The organism is Moritella sp. 24 (assembly GCF_018219155.1).
In the GTDB taxonomy this organism is placed as follows: Bacteria; Pseudomonadota; Gammaproteobacteria; order Enterobacterales; family Moritellaceae; genus Moritella.
Map to the genome: position 1 here is coordinate 1,147,128 of NZ_CP056123.1, position 25,478 is coordinate 1,172,605.

At 40.4% G+C, this 25,478-nt stretch carries 21 protein-coding genes and 1 riboswitch; of the genes, 13 read left to right on the forward strand and 8 right to left on the reverse strand.

From position 1 onward, the window contains the following. The first annotated feature begins 6 nt into the window (after positions 1–6). From HWV00_RS05315 to HWV00_RS05335, 5 genes are all read left to right on the forward strand, one after another. Positions 7–627, forward strand: a complete 621-nt coding sequence (locus tag HWV00_RS05315; protein WP_211685098.1) for an L-threonylcarbamoyladenylate synthase — start codon at positions 7–9, stop codon at positions 625–627. Between the two features lie 3 nt (positions 628–630). Beyond that, the gene (locus tag HWV00_RS05320) at positions 631–1,416 is read left to right on the forward strand and encodes a ScpA family protein (RefSeq protein WP_211685099.1); all 786 of its coding nucleotides are present in this window, start codon (positions 631–633) and stop codon (positions 1,414–1,416) included. Between the two features lie 15 nt (positions 1,417–1,431). Further along, the gene (scpB, locus tag HWV00_RS05325; protein WP_370630489.1) at positions 1,432–1,998 is read left to right on the forward strand and encodes an SMC-Scp complex subunit ScpB; all 567 of its coding nucleotides are present in this window, start codon (positions 1,432–1,434) and stop codon (positions 1,996–1,998) included. Positions 1,999–2,098: 100 nt separating this feature from the next. Beyond that, entirely contained in the window at positions 2,099–3,100 is a 1,002-nt protein-coding gene (gene rluB / locus HWV00_RS05330) for a 23S rRNA pseudouridine(2605) synthase RluB (protein ID WP_211685100.1), read from the forward strand. Between the two features lie 200 nt (positions 3,101–3,300). After that, the gene (locus tag HWV00_RS05335; protein ID WP_211685101.1) at positions 3,301–3,849 is read left to right on the forward strand and encodes a hypothetical protein; all 549 of its coding nucleotides are present in this window, start codon (positions 3,301–3,303) and stop codon (positions 3,847–3,849) included. A 110-nt stretch (positions 3,850–3,959) separates the two neighbouring features. On the opposite strand, the gene HWV00_RS05340 is transcribed toward HWV00_RS05335, so the two are convergent. Further along, positions 3,960–6,467 carry a cache domain-containing protein gene (locus HWV00_RS05340; RefSeq protein ID WP_211685102.1) on the reverse strand — a complete coding sequence of 836 codons (2,508 nt, stop codon included), beginning with the start codon at positions 6,465–6,467 and terminating at the stop codon, positions 3,960–3,962. Between the two features lie 305 nt (positions 6,468–6,772). Between HWV00_RS05340 and nhaD the strand changes: the two genes are divergently transcribed. Then, positions 6,773–8,209, forward strand: coding sequence for a sodium:proton antiporter NhaD (gene nhaD / locus HWV00_RS05345; protein ID WP_211685103.1), 1,437 nt, complete (start codon positions 6,773–6,775; stop codon positions 8,207–8,209). Between the two features lie 396 nt (positions 8,210–8,605). Here nhaD and HWV00_RS05350 read toward each other — a convergent pair whose 3' ends face one another. Continuing rightward, a complete protein-coding gene (locus tag HWV00_RS05350) occupies positions 8,606–10,747 on the reverse strand; it encodes an MFS transporter (protein ID WP_211685104.1) in 2,142 nt (713 codons plus the stop codon). Between the two features lie 236 nt (positions 10,748–10,983). Here HWV00_RS05350 and HWV00_RS05355 point away from each other — a divergent pair, with 236 nt between their 5' ends. After that, a complete protein-coding gene (locus HWV00_RS05355) occupies positions 10,984–13,416 on the forward strand; it encodes a DNA polymerase II (RefSeq protein ID WP_211685105.1) in 2,433 nt (810 codons plus the stop codon). Between the two features lie 158 nt (positions 13,417–13,574). Here the strand turns inward: HWV00_RS05355 and HWV00_RS05360 are convergent, their stop codons facing one another. Then, complete coding sequence (locus tag HWV00_RS05360) at positions 13,575–14,201, reverse strand: arylesterase (RefSeq protein ID WP_211685106.1); 627 nt, start codon at positions 14,199–14,201, stop codon at positions 13,575–13,577. Here HWV00_RS05360 and HWV00_RS05365 point away from each other — a divergent pair. Continuing rightward, complete coding sequence (locus HWV00_RS05365) at positions 14,200–14,886, forward strand: ABC transporter ATP-binding protein (RefSeq protein ID WP_211685107.1); 687 nt, start codon at positions 14,200–14,202, stop codon at positions 14,884–14,886. The genes HWV00_RS05360 and HWV00_RS05365 overlap by 2 nt on opposite strands. Continuing rightward, positions 14,883–17,399 (forward strand): ABC transporter permease, encoded by a 2,517-nt coding sequence (locus tag HWV00_RS05370; RefSeq protein WP_211685108.1) that lies wholly within the window; start codon positions 14,883–14,885, stop codon positions 17,397–17,399. Before HWV00_RS05365 ends, HWV00_RS05370 begins: the two co-directional genes overlap by 4 nt. 103 nt (positions 17,400–17,502) lie before the next feature. Here the strand turns inward: HWV00_RS05370 and HWV00_RS05375 are convergent, their stop codons facing one another. The 3 genes from HWV00_RS05375 to HWV00_RS05385 are packed head-to-tail and all read right to left on the reverse strand — an operon-like array spanning position 17,503 to position 19,856. Then, positions 17,503–18,708, reverse strand: coding sequence for an MFS transporter (locus HWV00_RS05375; RefSeq protein ID WP_211685109.1), 1,206 nt, complete (start codon positions 18,706–18,708; stop codon positions 17,503–17,505). A 9-nt stretch (positions 18,709–18,717) separates the two neighbouring features. Further along, positions 18,718–19,110, reverse strand: a complete 393-nt coding sequence (locus HWV00_RS05380; RefSeq protein ID WP_211685110.1) for a VOC family protein — start codon at positions 19,108–19,110, stop codon at positions 18,718–18,720. Then, complete coding sequence (locus HWV00_RS05385) at positions 19,080–19,856, reverse strand: hypothetical protein (RefSeq protein ID WP_211685111.1); 777 nt, start codon at positions 19,854–19,856, stop codon at positions 19,080–19,082. The genes HWV00_RS05380 and HWV00_RS05385 overlap by 31 nt, the downstream gene beginning before the upstream one ends. Positions 19,857–20,129: 273 nt before the next feature. Between HWV00_RS05385 and HWV00_RS05390 the strand changes: the two genes are divergently transcribed. The 3 genes from HWV00_RS05390 (at position 20,130) to HWV00_RS05400 (ending at position 23,532) form a co-directional block, all read left to right on the forward strand. Continuing rightward, complete coding sequence (locus tag HWV00_RS05390; RefSeq protein WP_211685112.1) at positions 20,130–20,285, forward strand: hypothetical protein; 156 nt, start codon at positions 20,130–20,132, stop codon at positions 20,283–20,285. A gap of 175 nt (positions 20,286–20,460) precedes the next feature. Beyond that, on the forward strand, positions 20,461–22,848 hold the full coding sequence (locus tag HWV00_RS05395; RefSeq protein ID WP_255554926.1) for an EAL domain-containing protein: 2,388 nt from the start codon (positions 20,461–20,463) through the stop codon (positions 22,846–22,848). 240 nt (positions 22,849–23,088) lie between these two features. After that, positions 23,089–23,532: a hypothetical protein gene (locus HWV00_RS05400; protein ID WP_211685113.1), complete on the forward strand. Its 444-nt coding sequence runs from the start codon at positions 23,089–23,091 to the stop codon at positions 23,530–23,532. Between the two features lie 88 nt (positions 23,533–23,620). On the opposite strand, the gene ribB is transcribed toward HWV00_RS05400, so the two are convergent. After that, entirely contained in the window at positions 23,621–24,274 is a 654-nt protein-coding gene (gene ribB / locus HWV00_RS05405) for a 3,4-dihydroxy-2-butanone-4-phosphate synthase (RefSeq protein WP_211685114.1), read from the reverse strand. A gap of 109 nt (positions 24,275–24,383) precedes the next feature. Beyond that, positions 24,384–24,610: riboswitch (FMN riboswitch) on the reverse strand. 183 nt (positions 24,611–24,793) lie between these two features. Between ribB and HWV00_RS05410 the strand changes: the two genes are divergently transcribed. Next, positions 24,794–24,973, forward strand: a complete 180-nt coding sequence (locus HWV00_RS05410) for a hypothetical protein (protein WP_211685115.1) — start codon at positions 24,794–24,796, stop codon at positions 24,971–24,973. Between the two features lie 116 nt (positions 24,974–25,089). Here the strand turns inward: HWV00_RS05410 and yciH are convergent, their stop codons facing one another. Next, positions 25,090–25,431, reverse strand: coding sequence for a stress response translation initiation inhibitor YciH (yciH, locus tag HWV00_RS05415; protein ID WP_255554928.1), 342 nt, complete (start codon positions 25,429–25,431; stop codon positions 25,090–25,092). Positions 25,432–25,478 lie beyond the last annotated feature (47 nt).

Here is a 25,478-nt window from a genome sequence, read left to right on the forward strand (position 1 = left end):
TATTTTATGAGTCAATTTTTCTATGTGCATCCTGATAACCCGCAGGCTCGCCTAATTAGTCAAGCTGTTGCGATTTTACGCAATGGTGGTGTGATCATTTATCCAACCGATTCTGGCTATGCCCTTGGTTGTCATATTGGTGATAAAACTGCGTTAGAGCGTATTTGTCAAATTCGTAAGTTAGATAAAGAACATAACTTTACCTTGTTGTGTCGTGACTTATCTGAATTATCATTATATGCACGTGTTGATAATCAGGCGTATCGCGCGCTTAAAAATAATACCCCAGGTCCGTTTACGTTTATCTTTAAAGGTACAAAAGAAGTGCCTCGTCGTTTAGTGAATCCAAAGCGTAAAACGATTGGTATTCGTGTACCTGATAATAATATTGCCCTAGCATTATTAGAAGCACTGGGTGAGCCTATGATGTCGACATCATTAATCTTACCGGGTAATGAAGGCGCAGAGTTTGATCCTGAAGAGATCCGTGACCGTCTTGAAAACCAAGTTGACCTGATTATTAATGGTGGTTACTTAGGTGAGCAAGCGACAACCGTGATTGATTATTCAGAAGGTGATGCTGTCATTCTTCGTCAAGGTGCCGGTGATGCATCCGCTTTTGTGTAACCAGTGGTAGAGTCTAGTAGTGCGATTGCCAAGGTTAACGGTGAACTATTACGCAAAGTACCAAAGGATTTGTTTATCCCGCCAGATGCGTTAAGTGTATTCTTAGACGCATTTGAAGGACCGTTAGATTTATTACTGTATTTAATTAAAAAGCAAAAACTCGATATTTTGCAATTACCTATGCAAAAGATCACTGCGCAGTACATGGAATACGTGGACTTGATGACCACGTTAAAAATTGAGCTTGCGGGTGAATACTTGGTGATGGCAGCATTATTAGCCGAAATTAAATCACGGTTACTATTACCAAAGCTAGTGGTTACAGAAGAAGAGCTAGACGATCCACGTTTAGTGCTTATCCGTCAGTTGCAAGAATATGAAATATTTAAGAATGCGGCAGAAAATTTGGATGAGCATCCTCGAATTCAGCGTGATATTTTTGTTGCTAATGCAATGCTACCAGAAAATATTACCGAAACCCCATTATTAGCAGAAGTATCTCTGCGAGACTTGGCGTATAATCTGCAAAAATTACTCAAGAAAGCTGAGCATTTCGAGCATCATCAAATTCAACGTGAAGTATTAACGACGCGTGAGAAAATGAGCCATATTCTAGCGTTATTGCAAGATGGTAAAGTGCGTACCTTTCATCAAGTGATCGATCTTGAAGAGGGGCGACGTGGTATTGTTGTGAGTTTTCTCGCGATCCTTGAGTTATTGAAAGAGTCTTTAATTAGTCTTATCCAGAATAATTTCTTGGGTGAGATATACTTAAGTTTAGCTGAATAAGTATGAGACCTGAGTGTGAATACAACACCTTATAAACAGATTATTGAAGCGGCTATTTTTGTTGCCAAGAAACCGTTATCATTAGCGGCTTTATGTCGTAATGTACTTGGTGATGAAGATTTATCGCGTCAGCAAGTCGTCGAATATATTGCCGAGATAAGCGCAGATTATCAAGGTAAAGGCATTGAGCTGGTGGAAGTTGCCAGTGGTTATCGGTTCCAAGCAAGGTCGCACTTGACTCCTTGGTTACAGCGTATGTTGCAAGATAAGCCACCGAAATATTCGCGCGCGACATTAGAAACATTAGCACTGATTGCTTATCGTCAACCCGTTAGTCGGGGCGATATTGAAGCAGTTCGTGGCGTTGCTGTCAGCAGCCAAACTATCCATACGCTTGAAGAGCGAGAGTGGATAAAAGTGATTGGCCGTAAAGAAGTACCGGGACGTCCGGCTTTATATGCGACAACAACGCAATTTTTGGATTACTTTGGGATTAAAAGTATTCAAGAATTACCCCCATTGGATGAAGCGTTATTGGCTAAATTAGCCGCCATGGACGAAGAAACTGTATTAGATATCTAACGGTATCAAGAAGAACATTGTTGGATAGCTAAGTTTATCTAACAGATACAACATTTTATAATTGCGAAATAAGATCGTAACTTAATATTTAGGAAAACTGATGAGTGAAAAGCTACAGAAAGTACTAGCACGTGCTGGTTTAGGTTCCCGTCGTGAGATGGAAGCTGTGATCGTTGAAGGCCGTGTCAGCGTTAATGGTGACATTGTGACATTAGGTAGCCGTGTTGAAGAAACGGACAAAGTGCGTTTTGACGGTAACCCAGTTCAAATAATCACAGAAGAAGAAAACGTATGTCGTATTCTTGCGTACCATAAACCTGAAGGTGAGTTATGTACACGTAAAGATCCAGAAGGTCGTAAGACAGTATTTGACCGTCTACCACCACTAAAAGGTGGCCGTTGGATCGCGATTGGTCGTCTAGATATCAACACATCTGGTCTACTATTGTTTACTACAGATGGTGAACTTGCTAACCGCCTAATGCACCCAAGCCACGAAGTTGAACGTGAATACTCTTGTCGTATTTTTGGTGAAGTAACGCCAAAAATCATTCAAAACTTGCGTATGGGTGTTGAATTAGAAGATGGTCCTGCAAAATTCCAAAAAATTAAAGGTGTTGCTGCCGGTACTGGTGGTGAAGGTCTTAACCAATGGTACAATGTATTATTGAGTGAAGGTCGTAACCGTGAAGTTCGTCGTTTATGGGAATCTCAAGGTATTCAGGTAAGTCGTCTTATCCGTATCCGTTATGGTTCTTTAGTACTTGATCGCCGTTTACCACGTGGTGGTTGGTCGGAACTTGCACTTGATGAGATTAACTACTTACGCGCAATCGTTTCACTAGCACCAGAAACAACTGCACGTAACTTAGATCGTAAAGAAACACGTATTCGTCAAGGTCGTATCCGCCGTTCATTGAAAAACAATGAAGCACGTCAAAAGTCGGGTAGACTAGGTAAAGAAATTGAAGAAACCAATGAACCTCGCGGTAAAGGTCGTACTAAGCCTGCTGGTTCTGGTGTGCCACTTCATGGTAAGAAACGCCCAACTAAACAGCGTAGTCCTAAAAAAGGTCCAGTGAAGAAGCGTACTCGTATCTAATTACGACTAACCTATTCTTTATTGCTTAACGCGTTATCCCTGCTGTCACTCAGCTCTGGGGTAGCGCGTTTTTTTATGCCTGCTTTTTGTTATCGCGTTTGTCATCATACTGTCAATAAACTGCAATGCCCTCGTCATCAACACACTTTAATATAATCCTTTTAATTGATGAAAATTATTATAATTGGAAGGATCCTAGAATGAAGAAAACGCTTGTACTAACGATGGCTATTTTACTTGGCGGTTGTGCAACAACTGAGACGGCTTCGACAACACCTGCTGTTCAAGTTGCGAATGCACAAACGGAGCAATTTTTTGAAGTTCACAAAGATGGCCGTATTTATTTATTCAGTGATTTTGATCTTTATGAAGATTTCATGCAACTTGGTCATACCGCTTATTTTAAAGCATTCATTGGCGAAGGCCCACATGGCGAAACGCTTAAGTTTGGTTTAACAGGCGAGCAGAAAAAGAAACTTGAAGGCGTGAAACATGTCGACTTATATCAAGGTAAGCGTGAAGCAACAGGTCCTTTCTATGGCGAAATGTTCATGGACAATCGTTATTATGTATTTAGCTCATGGGCTGACATGAAATTAACACGTGACTCTGGTGAAGCTGCATTACGTTTCAGTGATATTGGCGCTGGTCCAGATGGTAAAACAGTTATTTATGTATTAAACAGCAAAAATAAAAAACAACGCCCAGATGCGTTAATGGCTGAATTTAAGCAAAAGCATAATATCTAACGAGTGGATATTAAAATGAGAAGTGAGAAGTGGGCTACTATTTCACTTCTCACTTCTACTTTTTATTTCTCAGTTCAGCAATATACCTTTCATTAAACACAAGCTAACGGCTATTCGGTCTCGGTAACAGCAGACTCTGCGCCATGACTAACTTGGTTCAACGGATACCTTGATATGAGGTCTGTTAGCGCCAGTGGTCGGTCAAAATAATAGCCTTGGACTAAATCACAACGGTAATGGCGAAGACGCTCATACTGCTCTTTGGTTTCGACTCCTTCAGCAATAACAGTCAAATCACTAAGTTGGCCAATGGCGATAATTGTTTTAACTAAGGATTCACTTTGATCGTTCGTTAAAAATTTATCGATAAATGAACGGTCAATTTTTATTTCATTGATTGGTAGATTGCTTAAATAGCTCAGCGATGAGTATCCAGTACCAAAATCATCAAGTGATAGTTTAAACCCGCACCTTCTAATCGATTGCAAAATGGGCTGCACTTTAGCTAAATCATTAATGAGTACGTTTTCTGTTATTTCTAAGGTAATAAGGCTGTTATCAAGATCCACATCATCAGTGATATTGATTAACTGATTAAGAAAGTCAGGTTCCATCAGTTGTTTGGGTGAAATATTAATTGATAGTTGTAGCTGAATGGCACTGTGGTGATTAAATTGCACAATATCATGTAACGATCTTTCAATAACAAAGCGGCCTATTTCATTGATAAGGCCAATATCTTCAGCAACTTGAATAAACTCGACAGGGGATACATGGCCCAACTTGGCATTATGCCAACGAACTAATGCCTCAACACCGTAGATTTGCCCTGTTGCTACATTAATTTGCGGCTGATAAAGCACATTCAATTCATTGTTTGCGACAGCTGAATGCAATTCAGATTCAAGCAATAGATCGCGCTGTACTTGGGTATTGATACTTTCATTAAAGAATAAAAAATTACCTTTTTGAGACGATTTCGATTTATATAAAACAATATCGGCTTTACTAATCAGTTGTTCGCTTTTCTCGCCATCATCTGGGTACATCGCAACCCCGATACTGCAACTTGAATGAATTGATTTTCCATTAATGATAAAGTTTTGTTTAAAGATCGCCTGTATGTTCTCCACTTTTTGCTCTGCATCGACTTGGCTGTCTAGCTCTGGGAAGCAGAAGATAAACTCATCACCACCAAAACGAGCCACACTATCTTTAGGTGATAATATGTTATGGAATATATTGCCTAGGGTCGCGAGTAAACTATCTCCGATAGAGTGCCCATACATATCATTTATCTTTTTAAAATCATCGAGGTCGACAAACATAACCGCTAATTTTTTATTCTTTTTCTTAGATAGATTAATCCCTTTTTCTATTTGGATATCGAGTAATGCGCGGTTCGGTAATTGAGTTAAGGAATCGTGTAATGCTTGGTGTTGTAGTTGTTCTTTAACTTGGTTTAATTTAGAAAAATCGGTCTTTATTTGAGTTTCATATAAGGCAAAGCGGCGAGCTAAATAGTTAGCTAAGACAAGCGATAAAGTGACAAAGAAAAAGGTAGCGAATAAACTTAACCACAAAATTTCGGTTAGGTCCTTTTTATTTTGTAGACTAATCCCTTTTTCACGCGCTGTAAGATAGCGTTCAATTTCGCTAATATATACCCCAGAACCGACTGCCCATTCCCAGTTTTGTAAACCGACAATGTAACTAATTTTATCGGCTGGTTTTGAGCTACTTGGCATTACAGAGCTAGTATAATGCAGGTAGTTTTCTCCCTGTTTAGCTACATCTATAATTCTTTTTGTTGTAAGTGATTGATGGTTGTTTTCTTGTGGGCTTTTAGTGTAATGAGATAAATAGTTGCCCTGATAATCGATAACAAAGATATAACGGTTAGTGCCATAATTCATCTGTGAAATACGTTTTAATAGACGTTGTTTAATATCATTTTCAACATCGACCACATACTCACCCGTGCCTATAAACCAATCATAAGGCGCAAAGTGTTTACTGAAGCCAATTTTTTCAAACTCTTGATTGTTATCTTGTGGTTTCACAAACCACCACCGAGTAAAACCTTCGCCTTTGGTTTTTATTACGTTGGCTATATCCCGAATAATATAATTGTCCCTTTCATCTTGGATATCCCACTTCGAGGTGCCCTCGAAATTTGGCAGGGTGGGGTGCATGACATTCAAACCATTCGTTTTATAAATGAAATAATAACCACGCCCTTGGTTAAAGCGAATACTTCTCAAAGCATTGGAAATTAACCTAGTTACTTGGGCTTCTGATTTATCTTTATTGGCTTCGTAGATAGTTGTCGCAATACGGTGGGCTTGCTCGACACGGGATTTAATATTGCTTTTTAATAGGGACTTTGTATTACTTTTTTCATAAGTAATTTGTTGCACAAGCTGTTTAACCTGTGATCTTACGAGTTCTTTTTCTGTTGCTATGAAATCTTGACGAAGCGTTTTTATATCATTAGTTAACTTTGTTTTATTGTTGTTTATTACAATGATGTTAACCAACACTGCAAACAAAATAACGATACTAGGGGGAAGTATTTTGACCAACCTCAGTATCTTAAAGTTAACGCTTTTTGTCATTGAATTATTTACGAATGGTAGTGATTAGATAAGTCTAATATAGTCAAAATAGATGAAGAAAGGAATACGTTATAGTTAACCATTTTGATATATGTCGCGATAAAAACCAATACGTTGAATATCAATATAAACGAACGCTGTAATGACTTAAATGTAGCTACCTTGAATAGTTAGTTAAAAGTGAATTGATAAAGAACATAAAAATAGACATTACTTCACTAAAAATGCGTTTGCTTATAGCGAAACACAAATTTTTAACATACATTACACAGGTTTTTATCATTTTGAGAGGGAAGGCACATAACATGGCAATGAAGCTTATTTTAGTTATTTTGTTTGGATTAGCACCTGCAACGTTTGCGTTTGCATCTGGTGGTGAGGAGATCGTTGATCTTACTGCGTCCAATATAGGCTATTTTGCTATTATCATTTTTACCTGCGCATATTTGTTGGTAATGGCGGAAGAGCATTTACATTTACGAAAATCAAAACCTGTGCTGGTGGCAGCGGGTGTTATTTGGGCGCTTATCGGTTGGCATTACGCTAACTTAGGTATGTCTGATATTGCCGAAGCTGCGTTTAGACACAACTTGTTAGAATATGCCGAACTCTTGTTGTTCTTACTGGTCGCGATGACTTATATCAACGCGATGGAAGAGCGTCAGTTGTTTGATGCATTACGCAGTTGGATGTTAAGTAAGGGTCTTGATTTAAGGGGATTGTTTTGGTTAACCGGTATTCTGGCATTCTTTATTTCACCGATTGCAGATAACTTAACCACGGCACTGCTTATGTGTGCAGTGGTACTAAAAGTGGCAGGTGAAAATAAAAAGTTCATCAACCTTGCTTGTATTAATATCGTGGTTGCCGCCAATGCGGGTGGTGCGTTCAGTCCGTTTGGTGACATTACAACGTTAATGGTTTGGCAGAAAGGCATGGTTGAGTTCAATGAATTCGCTGCGTTATTCTTACCATCTGTAGTGAATTTCATTATTCCTGCTGCGATCATGACATTATTTATTCCTAAAGGTGAAAAACTATCAGGCGTACAGGAAACGGTTATCACTAAACGTGGTGCTAAGCGTATTGTCTTGTTATTCCTACTGACAGTTGCCTCTGCCGTAGCCGCTCACAGCCTATTACACATGCCACCAGTACTGGGTATGATGACAGGTTTGGGTTATCTGCAATTCTTTGGTTACTTCTTACGTAAAACCCTGCCAATTTCGTTAGAGCGTAAGCGTGCGAAAGCTGAGCTTGCTCAGGACGAAAAAGCCTTGCAACAGCTTGGTGGTGTGGTGCCATTTGACGTATTTAATAAAGTAGCAAAAGCGGAGTGGGATACTCTGTTATTCTTCTACGGTGTGATCATGTGTGTGGGTGGTTTAGGCTTTATGGGTTACCTAAGTCTGGCATCGGGCATCATGTACGGCACGTGGGATACCACAATGGCAAACGTTGCGGTGGGTGTATTGTCTGCGATTGTTGATAATATTCCGGTGATGTTTGCGGTATTAAGCATGGAACCTGATATGTCGTTAGGACAATGGTTACTTGTTACCTTAACAGCGGGAGTGGGCGGTAGTTTGTTATCTATCGGTTCAGCTGCGGGTGTCGCACTAATGGGCCAAGCACGTGGTCTGTACACGTTTGCTGGTCACTTACGTTGGGCGCCAGTAATCGCATTAGGTTATATCGCTTCAATTCTTTGCCATTTATGGCTGAACGGTAATTTGTTTTAATTATCACATCTAAAAACAGAGTTCATTGTGCAATCTATTGGTGAAATTTGATTACATCATGTCGTGCGCAGTGAACTCTGCATTTCTGAATACATTCATCAGAACACACTCAAATGGGCATAGATCACGGTCACTGTATAATTATTTTTATAGATATTTATATCGGCGATGCTATATTTCGGCCGATATATATTGAAAGGAAATGATTATGAAGAGATGTCTCATTATTTTATTACTTGCTTCACAGATGTCTGGCTGTGTTGCACTTGGCGTTGTGACTGCTAAGTCGGTTATGGACTATAATTCGAGTCTAGAAACGGTGAAATAAAATGATTATCTGAGGTTTAAAGCATTGGTCTGACAGCGCCGATACTCAGTAATACCGGCGCTATTAAATCAATTCTTATCAATCTCATCTGATTGCGTTTGTACCGCGTATTGCAGTTGTTCTTCTAGCTCATCATGTTCTGGTTTATCTTTAATTGAGGTACTTAAGTCACTGTCATCAAATACGTCTGAATCTTGCAATATTTCAACCATGTCCGAAGCAATATCAGGCACAGAATCAATCATGGTACTAGCAATATCTACTGCATATTCAGGAATACTTTCAGCTAATTGACTCACATATTCATTCACCGCGCTTTCAATGTTGGCAGTGGCATCACCCGGTGTTGCTTCTTCACTTTCAATTAGGTTGCTGACGTAGGCTTCTGCGACCACATTTGATGACTCTGGTAACGCTTCAGATACTGCCAAGGCGAAGTCGGCTGACTGGGTCGGAGAGACATCGGTTAAACGATTATATAGCTCTGTTGCAGTTTGTTCAGAAGCCGCTGCGGTACGATCGACAGGACGCATATCATCTAATGAATCAGAAAGACTGATCATGTACTGGTCGGTCATTTCGAGTAATTCGTCTTGGTGATCGTCAACCATGTTTTCAGCCGCGATTTCCATCATATCAATACCGTTGTCTGGCATCGAGTTGGCGATAGCAACAATAATATTTGTAAACTGATCAGGACGTTCGGTGGTGATCCAGTCGACTAATTCTTCGGCCTGTTCTGGTGAGGCATTTGTTAACGCTTCGGCAATATGAATACTCATCTCTGGAGCGGCTGCTGTGATAGCGCGATACAGACGACTGATATCAATTTCCTCAATTGTACTCAATGCCGCGGCTAAATTTGAGGCATCATTAGGATCGCGCATAGCGAGGGTTTTTGCCATGTTTACCGCAGCGGCAGGATTGTTCGCCGCTAAGCTAATCGCCACTTCGACTTCTGACGTTTGTTCAAAAGAAGGGTGCGCATACTGAGTACGAGGATCCAGCTCTGATACTACGCCTGATGGGGTTTGCATGATGAAATTTTCTTGTTCATCCCGTGGTAATGCGGTCTGTTTAATCATATTCCCGAGAATAAATCCCAGCAAGCTAATCGCTGTTAGGCTCATAAAGGAAAATAAGGCTGCACTGCCAAATAAGTTCATGGCGATAGACGCGAGATTGGGTCCGAGAATACTCCCCAGTGCATAAATCAGTAGTAGGGCTCCCATTGCCGCTAAGATCTGTTCTCTTAACACTTTATCAAAGGTTTCTGACATGCTCATTGGGTAGAGGCAAGCTGTTAACCCCATGATGATCGCAATGGTTAATAGCGAAAGATTAAACTGTGATGTACTGATCAAGTGGGGTACTAATAAAGATAATGCCGCAATGATGAGGACCATAAATATCATTGTTTTACGACGGTCAAAGCGGTCGGATAAATAAGCTATCGGGTATTGAAAGATGATAGCGCCAAAAATGGATGCGCCCATAAAGATGGAGAGACTGAAGCCGTGGATGCCGTTATCATTGGCAAAAATTGGCAGCATGTTGAGCAAGCCCGCATAAAGAAAACCACCATAGAAACAGCAGATCACTCCCAGTGGCGACAGTTTTAAAATGGTCATTAAGGACATGGATTGGCTGTCTTCAATCTGTGGACCTTGATGCTTGCTGATCACCATTGGGGTGATAGAAAGACTGAATAAAATACCTGAGATAACGAACAAGGTGACGTCGGTTATCGGCGCGATATTTAATAAAAATTGGCCTGAAAAAAGTGCAGACATGATCACCATTTGGTTAATCGATAGTATGCGTCCTCGACTTTCTTCAGTGGCGCTGTGACTAAGCCAGCTATCGAGCGTCGCATTGGCACAGGCCATACAAAAACCAGTTAACATCCGCATTAATGCTAATACCAATGGTTCAGGATAGAGTCCTGAAAGTAAAATAGCCACCGAGGTTAAGCTGCCGCACATGGCAAATATGCGAATATGACCAACCCGTTGTAACAGCGTTCGACTATAGATCGCACCCAGTAAGAAACCAACTGATAGCATAGATAAGATAATACCAATGTTATCGACGCTGATACCGTCATTTTGCATACGAACAGGCAATAAAATATTACTCAGGCCATAACCTAGCATGAGTAAAAATCCACTGATTAGCAGCAATATAAATGGTTTAAGGGTCGTTATCACAGTCGTGTTCTCTTCTGAATTTAAAGTCGTTGATGATTATTGAGAGCTTTATAACATATAACTAACAAATTACGAGATCTGATTACGCTTTTACATCAATGCAATAGTATATAACGCATTTGAGGATACTGCTGCTTATCGATTTGATAAGTGTTTGTCATTTTCAGCATGGCATTTTCACATTTCTAAAAATGCTGTACACTTAACCAGTCTTACACTACTTTTTTTGGTTAATTTTGTCTGCTACATATCTGGGTTTTTTATTATCGCGCCATAGTCGTGACCGTAATGGTAACAACGAATTAAGTTACTGGTTAGCATCTGAAATGGGTGCGGTTAAACTGATCCCAACAACCCAGCCGCTTGTCATGTTTATTCCTCAAGATCAATTGACGACTGCATTAGCTTGCTTAAGTGAACTAAATCCGCGCTTTACGTTTAAAGATCTGAAACTGCGTAGCTTTGATTTAGAACTGATGAGTGCGTTTTATTTTCGTACTTCCCATGACTATCACCGCGCGCAAGAGTTATTAAGACGCAAACTCGTGACGGTATTAGAAGCAGATATTCGCCCGCCAGAGCGCTACTTAATGGAGCGTTTTGTGAAAGGGGCAGTGGAGTTCACGGGCACACCTGTACAACGAAAAGGCTATGTTGAGTTTCAACAGGCGCAGCTTAAACCTGCTGAGCTGCCAGATAACTTAGTCGACAAAATTAAACAAATTTCATTAGATATCGAATGTTCAGAACACGGTGAGCTTTACTCTATCGGTTTGTATTCATTAAGTCCCGCATACTGCCCTGATGGTCAACCCTTTAAACGGGTATACATGATTGGTGAAGCACCAGAAGCTGACACAGAACAAGACGTTAAACATGCTCCCTTGATTCATTGGGTAGCAGACGAAAAAAGCCTGTTATTGGCGCTACAAGCATTTGTGATCAGTTACGACCCCGATATCTTTATTGGTTGGAATGTCATTAACTTTGATTTTCGTTTATTGGCTGTGCGTGCCACATTCCATAATATAAAATTAGCGTTGGGTCGTGGTGGTCAAAACCTACATTGGCGTGATGGTCGCACACCGCAACAGCCCGGTTTTCTTACTTTACATGGCCGTGTGGTTGTTGATGGCATTGATAGTCTAAAAACGGCAACCTATAGCTTCCCCAGTTTCAGTTTAGAAAACGTAGCGCAAGAAATTCTAGGTGTAGGTAAAGATACTGATGATGTTGATAACCGTATGGATCAAATTAATCATGATTTTCACTTCAACAAGCCAAAACTAGCGAAGTACAATCTGCAAGATTGCGTATTAGTATGGGATATTTTTGTTAAGACCCGTTTGCTGGATTTCTTGTTATTACGTTCACAACTAACAGGATTAGAATTAGATCGTAACGGTGGTTCGGTACTGGCATTTACCAATGTGTATTTACCTAAGTTACATCGTGCGGGTTATATAGCTCCCAACCTACGTGAGAGTGGAGTAACGGCGAGTCCCGGTGGCTATGTAATGGACTCATTTCCGGGCTTGTATGATCATGTGATCGTGCTAGATTTTAAAAGCCTATATCCGTCGATCATCCGCACCTTTAAAATTGATCCCGTAGGACTGTTAGAAGGTGTGCAAAATCCCACTGAAGCAATACCGGGTTTCCGTGGCGGTTTGTTTGATCGTGAAAAGCATTATTTACCTGAAGTGATCTCAGGGTTATGGGCGCAGCGTGATCAAGCTAAAATAGATAAGGATGCCGCGCGTTCTCAAGCAATTAAGATCTTAATGAACTCGTTTTATGGGGTGTTAGGATCGGGCGGTTGCCGTTTTTATGATACCCGTTTAGCGTCGTCGATCACTATGCGTGGTCAAGAGATCATGCAGACGACCGCAGGCTGGATCGAAGCCAAAGGTTACAAGGTTATTTACGGTGATACCGACTCCACATTTGTGTTGCTTGATCGCTCAAAGTTCACAGAGGGAGATCGTGGCGAACAAGCGGATCGTATGGGCGCTGAGTTGTCGGAATATATCAATCAGCAGTGGCAACGACACTTGCGTGAAGATTACGACATTGATTGCTTCTTAGATATTGAATATGAAGTGCATTATCACAAATTCTTAATGCCGACGATTCGCGGATTAGATAAAGGCAGTAAAAAACGCTATGCCGGTTTGGTGAATACCAAAGACGGTGAAAAGCTGATTTTCAAAGGATTAGAAACGGTACGTACTGATTGGACTGATTTAGCCAAAATGTTCCAGATGGAGCTATACCATCGGGTATTCCATGATTTGGAAGTGAAAGATTACGTGCTTGAGATTGTCGAGAAAACCTTAGCGGGTGAGTTTAACGACAAGTTAGTTTATCGTAAGCGTTTACGCCAAGAGTTGTCTGCTTATGTGAAGAATGTACCGCCACATGTCAAAGCAGCGCGCGCTGCGGATGAGAAGAATCGCCAGTTAGGTCAACCACTACGTTATCAACACAAAGCATGGATCAGTTATGTATTGACACTCAGTGGACCTGAAGCGGTGGAGCATCAACATTCGGTATTGGATTTTGAGCACTATATTGAAAAACAGTTAAAACCCATTGCCGATGGTATCTTACCTTTTATTGGGCTGAGTTTTGATTTGATAACCGATCAGCAAATGGGATTGTTTTAATCACGACAACGGATTAAAACAATTATCCTGACAATACTTTACCTGCATTTGTGAAACCCATCCTGACAGTTTTCATTAAACTGGTTTATCTTAATCAGTTACACATTTATCAATACGTTAACGCATGGCATATCAATGCTTCGCGTTAACGTTATCTTTTAGTTCTGATGCGCATAAATAGTGGCTAATTGCTTCGACATGATATCGGCAATCTTAGGTTGTGCGATACGGTTAGGGTGGATGCCGTCATTTTGCATTAGGCTTGGATCTATCGCGATCTGTTCCATGAAAAATGGCAATACTTGAATGTCTTTTTCGTTGCCGACTTGGGTAAATACATCGGTGAACATTTTGCTGTAGCGTGGACCATAATTAGGTGGAATACGAATATTCATCACGTAGACAGGAATATTCTTTGCGTGTGCTAAATCAACCATTTGCGTTAGATTACTTTTGATTAATTTAGGTGGGAAACCACGTAAACCGTCATTACCACCCAGCTCAATGATTAGTGCATCAATGGATTGCTTAGCTAGAATACCTGGTAAGCGAGAAAGTCCACCTGCGGTTGTTTCACCACTGATGCTGGCATTAATGATGTTATACGGCGCATTTTGCTTTGATAACTGTTGGTTAAGCAGGGTTACCCAGCCTTCTTTTTGTGTCATACCATAACTGGCACTTAGACTATCACCCAATAACAAAATTTTATGGTTCGCTGTCGCATGCGCTGCAGGAAACAAGATAACCATCAATAACAATACTTTAAAGGCATTTTTAAACATGAAACTAGATTCCGATATAATATTAAAAGTAAGTGCCTTAACTAAATCAGTTAAAACAGATGCTAAGACCCTCGATATTTTACATCCGATGGATTTAGCCGTTAACACAGGTGATTCATTAGCGATTGTTGGCGCGTCTGGTTCAGGTAAGTCTACCCTATTGTCTATTATCGCGGGATTAGATTTACCGTCGAGTGGTGAAGTTTTTCTTAAAAATCAGCCATTGCACCAATTTAATGAAGAACAGCGTAGTGCTGTGCGTGCGAAACATGTCGGTTTTATTTTCCAGCAATTCTTACTTATCAATAGTTTAACCGCGTTGGAAAATATCATGTTACCTGCAGAGCTAGCGGGTATGGATAACGCTGAAGAATTAGCCCGTGAGTTATTAGCTAAAGTTGATTTAACCGATAGGGCGGAGCATTATCCGTCACAGCTTTCTGGTGGTGAACAGCAACGTGTAGCTATTGCCCGTGCGTTTATTTCGAAACCGGATATTTTATTTGCCGATGAGCCAACAGGCAACTTAGATACCAAAACGGGCTTACACATTGCTGACTTATTGTTTGAAATAAATCAACAAGTGGGTACGACACTGATTTTAGTGACACATGATCCGAAGTTAGCTGCACGTTGTCAGCGTCAGGTGATCATGGAAAGCGGTCAGCTAAGTGAGGCTGTATGAGTTATTGGCATAAGCATTCACTGCGCCTGTTAAAGCATGAATTAAAGCGCGGTGAGCTGACCATTATCTTGCTGGCGATTGTCTTAGCTGTGTCGGCAGTATTTGCGTTATCAGGGTTTTCGAGTCGAGTGAAACAAGCACTAACCGCGGAGAGCAGTACCTTTATTGCCGCGGATAGGGTGCTGGATACCGGCAGCGTGATTGATCCTGCCGTGTTAGCCAAAGCAAGCAGTTTTAAGTTAGTACAAGCGCAACAAATACAAATGTCATCCATGGTCTTTACCGATGAACAGATGGCGTTAGCGGCACTATCTGCGGTATCGCCTGAATATCCACTACGTGGTGAATTATTGGTGAGTCCGACACTTGATGTGTCACAAGCTGTTGCGGCTAACTCACCAAAATCCGGTGAAGCCTGGTTAGAAGCAAAGGGACTCAGACAGCTCGGCATTAAAGTGGGCAGCAGTATTGAAGTGGGTGTTATGCGCTTTAAAGTGACAGGCGTTATTACGCAAATCCCTGATGCTTCGTTTAGTGTGTTTAGCTCTGGGCCTGTCGTGTTTATTAATACTCTCGATGCGCAGAAAACAGAGTTAATCCAGCCGGGTAGTCGATTAAGTTATAAATACCTGTTCGCAGGAGATAGCGACAATATTGCCGCATTTGAGCAATGGTTTAAACCGCAAATAAGTGATAACCAACGTTGGTATGACATTAAATCACAAAACTCACCGCTTGCTAGAGCGCTAACCAAAGCAGACAAGTACCTGTCGTTGGCGAGTATGTTGGGGATCGTGTTAGCGTCTGTTGCTGTTGCGGTGGCCAGTCGTCGTTATAGTCAACGTCATCAACCTGTTGTGGCTGTATTTAAAGCCATGGGTGCATCAAAGCGTTATGTCGCTAAACTGTATTGCTTACACTGGTCATTGCTCAGTGTATTAAGCATTAGTTTGGGGCTGATTGTGGGTTACCTGATATTGAACCTTGGTTTGTATGCCATGCGTGATTATCTTGATACATCGAACACTGGCAATATGGCTTATCCTTTCATTGTCGCTGTTGTCACTGGGATCATTTGTGCTTTTGCCTTTGCAATTACCCCATTAAAAGAGTTAGTACATACTTCGCCAATGACGCTGTTGCGTGGTCGTGATAATGGTAAAGATGCAAGCTTGTTATCACGTTTAGTCAGCCCATTACCTGCCTTGATTGCGATTTTTACACTATTGTATTTGTTCAGCCAAGACGCAGTGCTTAGTGCCTCACTACTTATCGGTGGTGTGCTGGTGGCAATGGTGTTGTTAGTTATTGGTCGCTTATTTATGTTAGCGGGGCGATCGGCGGGCAGTAAAGCGGGTAAGTCTTGGCATCTTGCCTTAGCGAACTTAAAGCGTCGCGCCAATGAAAATGCGGTGCAATTGATTAGCTTTACTATTGCGATCCAACTGCTGCTTATTATCGTGGTGATGAAAAATGGACTGATTGATGATTGGCAGCAACAGTTACCGGATAACAGTGCGAACCGTTTTTTAGTGAACGTGACGGCAAGTCAAGTTGAGCAGGTAAATCACTTTGTTGATACGCTCAATATTGAATCAAGCGGATTGTTTCCTGTGGTGCGCGGTCGTTTAACCAAAATTAATAATGACCAAGTGACCAAACGTGTAAGTAAGGAAGAAACCAAGTCCGCGGATAATGGCCGACGTGGTGTAGGGCGTGAGTTAAACATGACGTGGCGCGATGCATTGCCATATGAAAATAGTCTGCTTGCTGGCGATTGGTGGCAACCAGATGATACTAGGGCCTTGGTATCGATTGAGTCAACATTGGCAGAGAAGTTAGACGTTACTGTGGGTGACAACTTAACATTCCAGCTAGGCAGTGAGGAAGTCGAGGTTATTGTGAGCAGTGTGCGTAAGGTAAACTGGCAGACGCTACAGCCTAACTTTTACATGATCTTCAACCAGCATGTATTAGCTGATTTTCCTGCGACTTATATTTCGTCTTTGTACGTACCAGATGATGCCACGGAAGCATTGCAGGACTTTCTAACGCAGTATCCCACCATCACGCTCATCGATGTTGATGCGATTATTACTCAGCTTAGAAGTGTCATTGGCCAAGTATCTATCGCTATTGAGTTCATTCTAGTGCTGGTGGTACTTGCTGGTAGTTTGGTATTAGTCGCGCAAGTACAAGCCAGCATGGAAGAACGTGAGCGTGAATTAGCGATATTACGTACGCTTGGCGCGAGTGGACGCTTACTTCGTAATAGTGTGTTATTCGAATTTGTGGCTTTGGGTGCCCTTGCTGGATTAATGGCAAGCATCGCGATGGAGCTTGGTGTGTATATTTTACAAAGTCGGATCTTTGATATGCCGGGGGCGTTCCATTTCCAATATTGGTTGTTAGGCATTGGTGCAGGTGCGAGCTTTGTAGGGCTAATTGGCTTGCTGAGTTGTTGGCGTTTGCTGAATATGTCGAGCGTTACGTTAATACGACGCACCATGTAATTCATCTATGTTGCTTAAGGCGAGTTGCAGGGAAGGGAAGTAAGCTTTATTTGTGAAGTAATAAAAGTGCCATGATATTTATCGTGGCACTTTTATATCTGGATTATCGTGCGTAACGTATTTTAGTGTTTATACGGGTATTTGGGCGTGAAAGTATCACTAATGCGGGAACCGCTGCTAATGCCACGTACAGACCTACAAACGTAAACCCTTCTGGAATGAGTAACCCCACGATGAGCGGTGTTGCTCCTCCAAATAATGACAACGCAATGTTATAACCAAAACCAAGAGAAATAATATCCCCTTCTGATTCCTGCCATAGTACAGCCGCTAAGTTACCTAATAAAAAGCCTGAAATAAGGGTAAAGAAGATAATCGATAGCGCCATGTAAATTGGGTTACCACTTGATAGCATCAGGAATAGGGGAATAGAACAGAAAACTAATGCAATGCTGGCTAACCGGAATGCTTGGGTGGCAGAGCTATATTTATCTGTTAACCACCCTGTTAACGCGAGTGTAAATAGTAATAACAATGAATTAATTAACGGCAGGTTTTCAATCGTGAGCTCTGCACCTATCATTTTACTGGCGAAATTTTGGGTATAGAAAATGACAGCACCGATGATAGTGACCATGAAAATACGTAAGGTTAACGTCGAACGTTTCATTGGCATCTTAACTGTTTTAATCGAGGGCAACGATGGCAGTGATAAACGGAAGTACAGACTCATGAGGGTATTTAATACACCTACTAATAGCGGCAATCGCCAGCCATAATCATTCATTTCTTCGACGGTTAGTATTTCTTTAAGGGCGTAAACCACAACGAGTGAGACGACTACGCCAACGATTGAGCTCGCAACAATCAGGCTACTGGTTTTTGATTTATCTACTTTGTCAGTCCCTTGGTGTAAATAAGAGATAAGTGTTGGATATTCACCGCCAAAACTGAATGCTTGCACGATTTGTAGTAATAAAAACACCACGACAATATATTGGCCAAGTGCTTCGACAGGCATAAAGGCCATGCTTAATGTTGCAAGGCCAATCATGAAATTAGTTAATATTAACGCTGCTCGTACACCATGGTTTTTAGCATAGTGACCAATAACCAAGCCTCCGAGTGGGCGAACTAAAAAGCGTAATGCGAATATACCCCACACAACATATTCTGCGTGCTCAATACCTTGGTGGGTAAATAAGACGGAGATGAAACCTGATATTGAAGCAAAAACTGCAATATCATAAAACTCTAAGGCATTCCCGGTGACAGCCCCTATCTTTTGTTTCCATGTGAGTCTGATCATTTTATTCCCTTAACGTTTGTTCGTTTCAAGTACTTCAATTTGATTGCCGTCGGGGTCATAACAGAAAAAATAATTAAACGAACCTAATCGCGCTTGTTTAATAGAGGTGACGGTTGTGGTTGGCGATAATAGGTCATGCATTGTTGTTAGATTACTGACTTCAATGGCTAAATGACGAATACCAATGGCTTTAAGGTAGATTAATGTTTCATGATCTTGTGGGGTGACATCGTCAGAAAAAACGAACAGTTCAATACGTGTATTCTGGTTGTGGAGTAATACAATCGAGCAAGCCTCGTCTTGATATTGCTGTTCAATAGCAAAACCAAACTGGCGATAAAATGCAAGGCTGGCTGTTAGCGAAGCGCATGTTAGTGAGACATGATGTAGGCGTCCAGGCATGCCAGTGTAACTCCCTGTGTTTTGAGTGCGTTAAATAAGAAAGAAAGCGGTAAGTTTTCACAGCTAAATTTCTCTTTAATGACGTTAATCCGTTTACGTTCATTCGCTTCGCTACAATGATGAAATCGAGCGATTTCTTTAATGCTTTTAAGCTCAAGTAAGCAATGGATTGTCGCCATTTCCTTAGACGTTAAAATAACGTCGCCAAATCGTATCTTGTTGCAGCCTTCGATTTCAAGTGTTGGTAATTTATTGATATTAATATTCTTATTTTCGTAAAATGGTAAGGTTATATTTTTTTCGTTCAACCAAATCTTATTCGCAACTTTACTTACCTTCGGCTTTAGCTGTCCGAGTTCCATGATCAGCGCAGGAGATAAATACTTATTACTTGTAAATGAAAACAGCTCAAAGTGGTGACCATGTTGTGTGCAAATATCGACTTTATTCGTATTATGTTGAATGCTGCGAGCTATATGGCAGTGTTCATCGCTAAACATATCCCACAGATGAATACCGTGGTTAAGACGTTCGTCTAAGCGACGATATAGACCCGAATCCCAGTATTGTAAATGCCAACCATATTGAGTCGATAGCGTTAGAATTGAGCGCTTTTTTGTATCTATCCTAGAAAAACTTATATTTTCGTTACTGTTTTGATACGAAAACTGATCGGCAAAATTTTTACATAGTCTTTCGTGGTCTAAATTACGCACATCCAAGCTCGTATCTCTCAATTTAATCACTTTGCACTCGATCATACCCACAAAATGGGATGAATAACACTAATAATTACTCAAAAAGGAATACGTTTGAGCTATTGTTATTTTAACAACGTATGTGACAGATCGTCTTAATTTGTCTCATAACATATTATAATGAGAAAATATAGATGCAATAACTACCACTATTAAGGTAGTTGATAGTTGGTATGATATATGTCAATTAATGGATTTAACACAGTGTTAGAATCGATAAAGTACAGATAAAGTACAGATAAAGTACAGATAAAGGGAAATATGATGACTTTGTATTATTACGCAATATTTGCAGCTTTTATGTTGATTATGCCATGTTTACTGTTTATTAACGCCATTGTTAGCTATTACGGTAGTTATAATAGCGGTGATAAACAAGATAGTGTCATTAAAGTTAAGCGCAGTAAGGTGTTCTAATTCGTCTTATTCACCCTACTTATGTGAACGAGTGGTTATTAAATGTTCAATTAGCATTCACATATGTAATTTCTATCGGTAGACTATAACCCTAAATGATTAATAGTTAATGATTTTAGCTATTAAGGCTTTAGTACTTTTAAGGCTTTAGTACTTTGTATTCAAGGGGACAGGTTTGCCAATAATTCGGCCTATGGTATCTAGATTTCTTATTATTTTAATGATGGCATTGATTCCAGTGTTATTACTGATGTCTTATAATATCTGGAATGAATTTGTAACAGATAAACAAAATATTCGAAATGAAGCTTTTCGATTTGCAGAAAAAGTCGTTTCACAACAACAAAATAAAATAGAGTATACGCAAAAAATATTGCTCAATTTAGCACAGGAAAGCGTTGTTCTTGACCCCGCTGATCCTGAATGTTCTCTCTTTCTTTCGCGTGTTCAACGCATGAATCCACTCTTTATTAATATCGGTGTGCCATTAGCAAATGGTGATCTGCTTTGTAATGCATTGCCATTACAGCAACCAGTCAATGTATATGACCGCCCCTACTTTCGCAATACCATTGAAAATGGCGTGTTTTCGATTAGTACATTTCAATTTGATAGAGCAAGCCAGCTGGCCTCAATGAATTTTTCGGTCCCTATTTACGATAAAGGTAACCATATTATTGCAGCGGCAGTCGCAGTTGTATCGCTACAATGGTGGGGAAAGCAGTTAACGGATAGCTTTTTTCCCAAAGATGGTGCTGCTTTTATTATTGATAATAATGATCAAGTAGTCGCGTCTCAGAATAATGCTGCGACGGCGAAAGAATATTTAGATGTGATTATTGCGGGTTTATCACCGCAGCAAGAGGGGGTTTATGAAGTCACATCTGAAGACAACATACGCCGTCTTATTGCCTATAAGCCGATGCTTCTCGCAAATAGCAGTAGTGATGTTTTCGTTATTATTGCATTACCATTAGAAAGTGCTTACGCCAATGCCTACGCAGAGTTACAGAAAAATATATTCATGCTGCTATTTAGCCTCGCGACATTAAGTTTAATTTTGTTCTGGGGATTACGGATTAAAATTATTACACCGATTTATCAATTGCTAGATACTGCAAATAGTTTGATTGCAGAGCATGTCGCACATACTGATTCTGAAAGTAAACATAAGGCGTTAGATAATAAGTCTCAATATAATAGTGAACTATCCCTTCTATCCGACCATTTTAATTTGGTGATTGCAGAACAAAAGAAACAGCGACAAGAGCTAAACAACTTAGTCTACTGTGATCAAATGACTCAACTGCCTAATCGACATGCATTGTTAAACAGCATCGAGAGTAAATTAGCGTATCCACATGATCAGTTTGCGCTGGTATTATTTGATATTGATAATTTTGGCACGTTAAACGATCATTTTGGCCATGATATTGGTGACATGTTATTAATTGAACTTGCGAATCGACTCAGATTGTTATGCCAATACGATGAAGAGACGGGGCGTTGGTGCGGTGATGAATTTGTTTATATTATGCCTTATCAGCAACGCGAGCGATTAGATAATCGTATTAATGAGATTTTAAAGTCTCTTTCTGCACCGATTCAGTTGGACGTTATTTCTCATGCTTGTCAGGTACGCTGTGGTGTTGTACTCAGCCATGAAGTGAGCATAAAAGAAGCGAGTAAATTGATGCATTTTGCTGACTTGGCTGTTGCTAAAGTGGGTGATAACAAGGCGCGTCAAATTAATTATTTCAAGCCAGAAATGGAAACGGCAGGTCATGAATTATTCGAATTAGAGGCTGAATTACGCCACGCAATTTCTCGTGATGAATTACGTTTACATTACCAACCGATTATTAATTTAAATACGGGTAAGTATGAGCTAGCTGAGGCATTAGTACGTTGGCAGCATCCACTTCGAGGGTTAGTGCAACCTCTGCAATTTATCGAATTGGCCGAAAAAACGGGGCTGATTATTCATATTGGCCGTTGGGTTGTGTGTGAGGCAATTCGTCAGTTGGCACAGTGGCGTAAGACCGACAGTGTTGAGATAAAAGAAGTCGCGGTTAATTTATCTCCCATACAGCTACAAGATAATAGGTTGATTGAAATAATAACCAGTGCGTTAACAGCACATGACATTGCACCTGAATTATTAACGCTGGAAATTACAGAGTCAGTGTTACTGGGGGGCGGTGAAGAGGCGTTAGAAAAAATAATCCAGTTTAGAGACGTCGGTATTAAAATTGCTTTAGATGATTTTGGTACGGGCTATTCAAGTTTGAGTTATTTATCTCGGATTCGCTTGGATAAAATTAAGATTGACCGTTCATTTATTAATGAGATTGGTAATACTCGGGACAATATTCTAATTGAAACGATTATGACGATGTCTCACAGCATGAATCTTGCTGTCGTTGCTGAAGGTATTGAAACTTTGCCTCAATTATCTTTTTTGGAAAATATACACTGTGAATATGGGCAAGGTTATTATTTTAGTAAGCCACTTGAGGCGAGTGCAATAACTGATTTTTTGCACAGTCAGCGTAAAGTGTAAGGTGTAAGGTGGAATAAAAGCCTGCCGTTCAATTTATTACTTAGCCTAGATCGTGTTGCGGTTTGTTATTCGACATCTTAAAGCATGTTAGATGAACCAAATATGAACTGAACATTAATAATATTATCACTGTGATCTTTATTAAATTCTAACCATGATTATAAATAAATTCGGATTTTATGTTTTATATTGTTGTCATAAACCGAGATATTCATATAGATATTTAATAAGGAAACAGTAATGAATAGCAAAGTAGTTAAGTATGGACTTATATTAGCGGCGTTGGTGAATATTGGTGGAGTACTGACGTTCTCGAAACTCTTTAGCAATACCGCGATTAATGATGCTGATCCTATCGTGATGTCTAACTTTGGGTTAGTCATGATTATGGTGTGGGGACTTGCATATTTTGGCGCGGCGATGATTAAAGGTAATATTCGTGTGCTTGTGTCAGCGTTTGCGATAGAAAAGCTGGTATACGTGTGTGCATGGGTGTATTGGTTAGCAACAAATAACTTATTTACCTTGTACGAAACAGATTTATTCGCAGGTATCTTCTATACCATTTATGGTTTAAATGATTTGTTGTTTATGGTGTTCTTCATCAAAGTAGCAATGCATAAAAGCGAGTCTGGCGAAGTGAAAATGAAGGCGAATAGCGTAACAGCAGCCGAGGTTAATTAGCATTAAAAAGGCACTGTCCGTGATAACAGCAGTGCCTTTACGCATTCATCAGTTTATGAATGAGTGCTTAGTTTACTTGATCTAATGATTAACTTACTTGTTCTAACAGTGAGTTACGGTAAGTCACAATATCTTCAATGGTTAATACTGGTAAGTCATGTTTCTCACCAAAGGTAATGATCTCTGGTAAACGTGCCATTGTGCCGTCTGGGTTCGTTACTTCACATAATACGCCAGCGGGTTTAAGTCCTGCTAGTTTCATTAAGTCGATAGTCCCTTCTGTATGACCACGTCGTGTTAATACACCACCGGGTTGTGCGCGTAATGGGTAAACATGACCGGGACGTGCGAGATCGCTTGGCATTGCGTTGTCAGCAATTGCGGCTTTGATTGTTGTTACGCGATCGGCAGCAGATACACCCGTTGTCACCCCAACAGCCGCTTCAATACTCACCGTAAAGGCTGTACCGTATTGGCTTGAGTTATTCTCAACCATAGGTGCAAGTTCTAAATGTTTAACACGTTCGTCAGGTAGGCAAACACAAACAATACCACTGCCTTCTCGGATCAGTAATGCCATTTGTTCATTCGTAAGCGATTCGGCCGCGTAGACCATATCACCTTCATTTTCGCGATCTTCATCATCAACAACTAATACCCCTTTGCCTAAACGTAGTGCAGTAAGTGCAGTTTCAACACGTGTGATCGCGTCGCCAAAAGGAGAAAGTAAAGACTGATTCATGGTTTAAATCCTTAATATACAGCTATATAAAATATTGGGTTCCAGAATCAGGGCGTGCAGAAATAGAGGTGCGTGATTAACCGTCTAGCGAGGTAGACGTTAACGCATCTTATATTCTCTCTCATCCGGACTTAGATATACCATTATTCGTATATGCATTACCGTCGGCTCTGGACTAGGCTATATGGCATAGCGTTCACCAGATCTGCTGACCCTCAGTGATTACTTTATTAAAGTATGCAACTGAGGCGCTCGCGGGCTGAAATAGGTGACGAATAAATCGACCACCTGATTATTACCGCCGGTGGGGAATTACACCCCGCCCTGAGAATTTAATCGTACAGCTAATCACTTGATTACTGTCGATAAGGTTATGTTGCCTTGATTTTATACAAATGACAAGAGTTTAAAAATAGCTTGCTGTTTGGTATTGGCATGACGGTCATTGCGCTAGGCACTATCGTTAATTTATAACTGATTTACCGTTAGAGGTATTCGTAATAACATGAGGAATAAATAATGAAAAAATTTATGATGATCATCGTTATGTTAGGTTTTTTGGCAGGTTGTAGCAATAGTCAGTTGGAACCCGCTGACCCTGACTGGCCGGGTACTACGCAGGGGCGTGGACATTATTTTGATGGGAAAATAGAGAATAACGGTTATCCCAATTTATATCCGCACTCATTAGAACACTAGAATAAGCAATTGGCTTGTAAATATAGGCGTTATCAATGTGCTACCTGATTAACCTGTAGTACATTGATTAACGACTTTATATTATGTTGATGATAAATCTTATAGCAACAGGGAGGTTAGCCGCCAGCAAGTTTCACTGTATAGCCTTTTTTCTCTAAAAACTCTTTTGCCATATCACGTTGATCACCTTGGATCTCGATGATGAAGTCTTTCACACTGCCGCCAACACCACTTTTTTTCTTTAATTCTTTAGCGAGTGCTTTTAATTCTTTTTCTGGTAGTGCTATACCGCTAATGGTTGTTGCACCTTTACCTTTACGACCTTTGGTTTCGCGGCGAATTCGCACAATACCATCACCTTCCGGTGCCGTTTCAACTTGTTTTTCTTCTTTAATACGGCCGCTTTCGGTTGAGAAAACCATGCGGATATTGTCATCGAAATGCATATCAATACTCATTAACAGTCAATAAAAGGGTTATACCGTGTGTAATAAATGACGATTTA

Coding starts and splice junctions, on each gene's coding strand:
- nhaD (WP_211685103.1), top strand. CDS start 6,773: ATGGCAATGAAGCTTATTTTAGTTATTTTGTTTGGATTAGCACCTGCA.
- rluB (WP_211685100.1), top strand. CDS start 2,099: ATGAGTGAAAAGCTACAGAAAGTACTAGCACGTGCTGGTTTAGGTTCC.
- HWV00_RS05380 (WP_211685110.1), bottom strand. CDS start 19,110: ATGCCTGGACGCCTACATCATGTCTCACTAACATGCGCTTCGCTAACA.
- HWV00_RS05340 (WP_211685102.1), bottom strand. CDS start 6,467: ATGACAAAAAGCGTTAACTTTAAGATACTGAGGTTGGTCAAAATACTT.
- HWV00_RS05390 (WP_211685112.1), top strand. CDS start 20,130: ATGATGACTTTGTATTATTACGCAATATTTGCAGCTTTTATGTTGATT.
- HWV00_RS05365 (WP_211685107.1), top strand. CDS start 14,200: ATGAAACTAGATTCCGATATAATATTAAAAGTAAGTGCCTTAACTAAA.
- HWV00_RS05375 (WP_211685109.1), bottom strand. CDS start 18,708: ATGATCAGACTCACATGGAAACAAAAGATAGGGGCTGTCACCGGGAAT.
- HWV00_RS05400 (WP_211685113.1), top strand. CDS start 23,089: ATGAATAGCAAAGTAGTTAAGTATGGACTTATATTAGCGGCGTTGGTG.
- ribB (WP_211685114.1), bottom strand. CDS start 24,274: ATGAATCAGTCTTTACTTTCTCCTTTTGGCGACGCGATCACACGTGTT.
- HWV00_RS05370 (WP_211685108.1), top strand. CDS start 14,883: ATGAGTTATTGGCATAAGCATTCACTGCGCCTGTTAAAGCATGAATTA.
- yciH (WP_255554928.1), bottom strand. CDS start 25,431: ATGAGTATTGATATGCATTTCGATGACAATATCCGCATGGTTTTCTCA.
- HWV00_RS05410 (WP_211685115.1), top strand. CDS start 24,794: ATGAAAAAATTTATGATGATCATCGTTATGTTAGGTTTTTTGGCAGGT.
- HWV00_RS05315 (WP_211685098.1), top strand. CDS start 7: ATGAGTCAATTTTTCTATGTGCATCCTGATAACCCGCAGGCTCGCCTA.
- HWV00_RS05335 (WP_211685101.1), top strand. CDS start 3,301: ATGAAGAAAACGCTTGTACTAACGATGGCTATTTTACTTGGCGGTTGT.
- HWV00_RS05360 (WP_211685106.1), bottom strand. CDS start 14,201: ATGTTTAAAAATGCCTTTAAAGTATTGTTATTGATGGTTATCTTGTTT.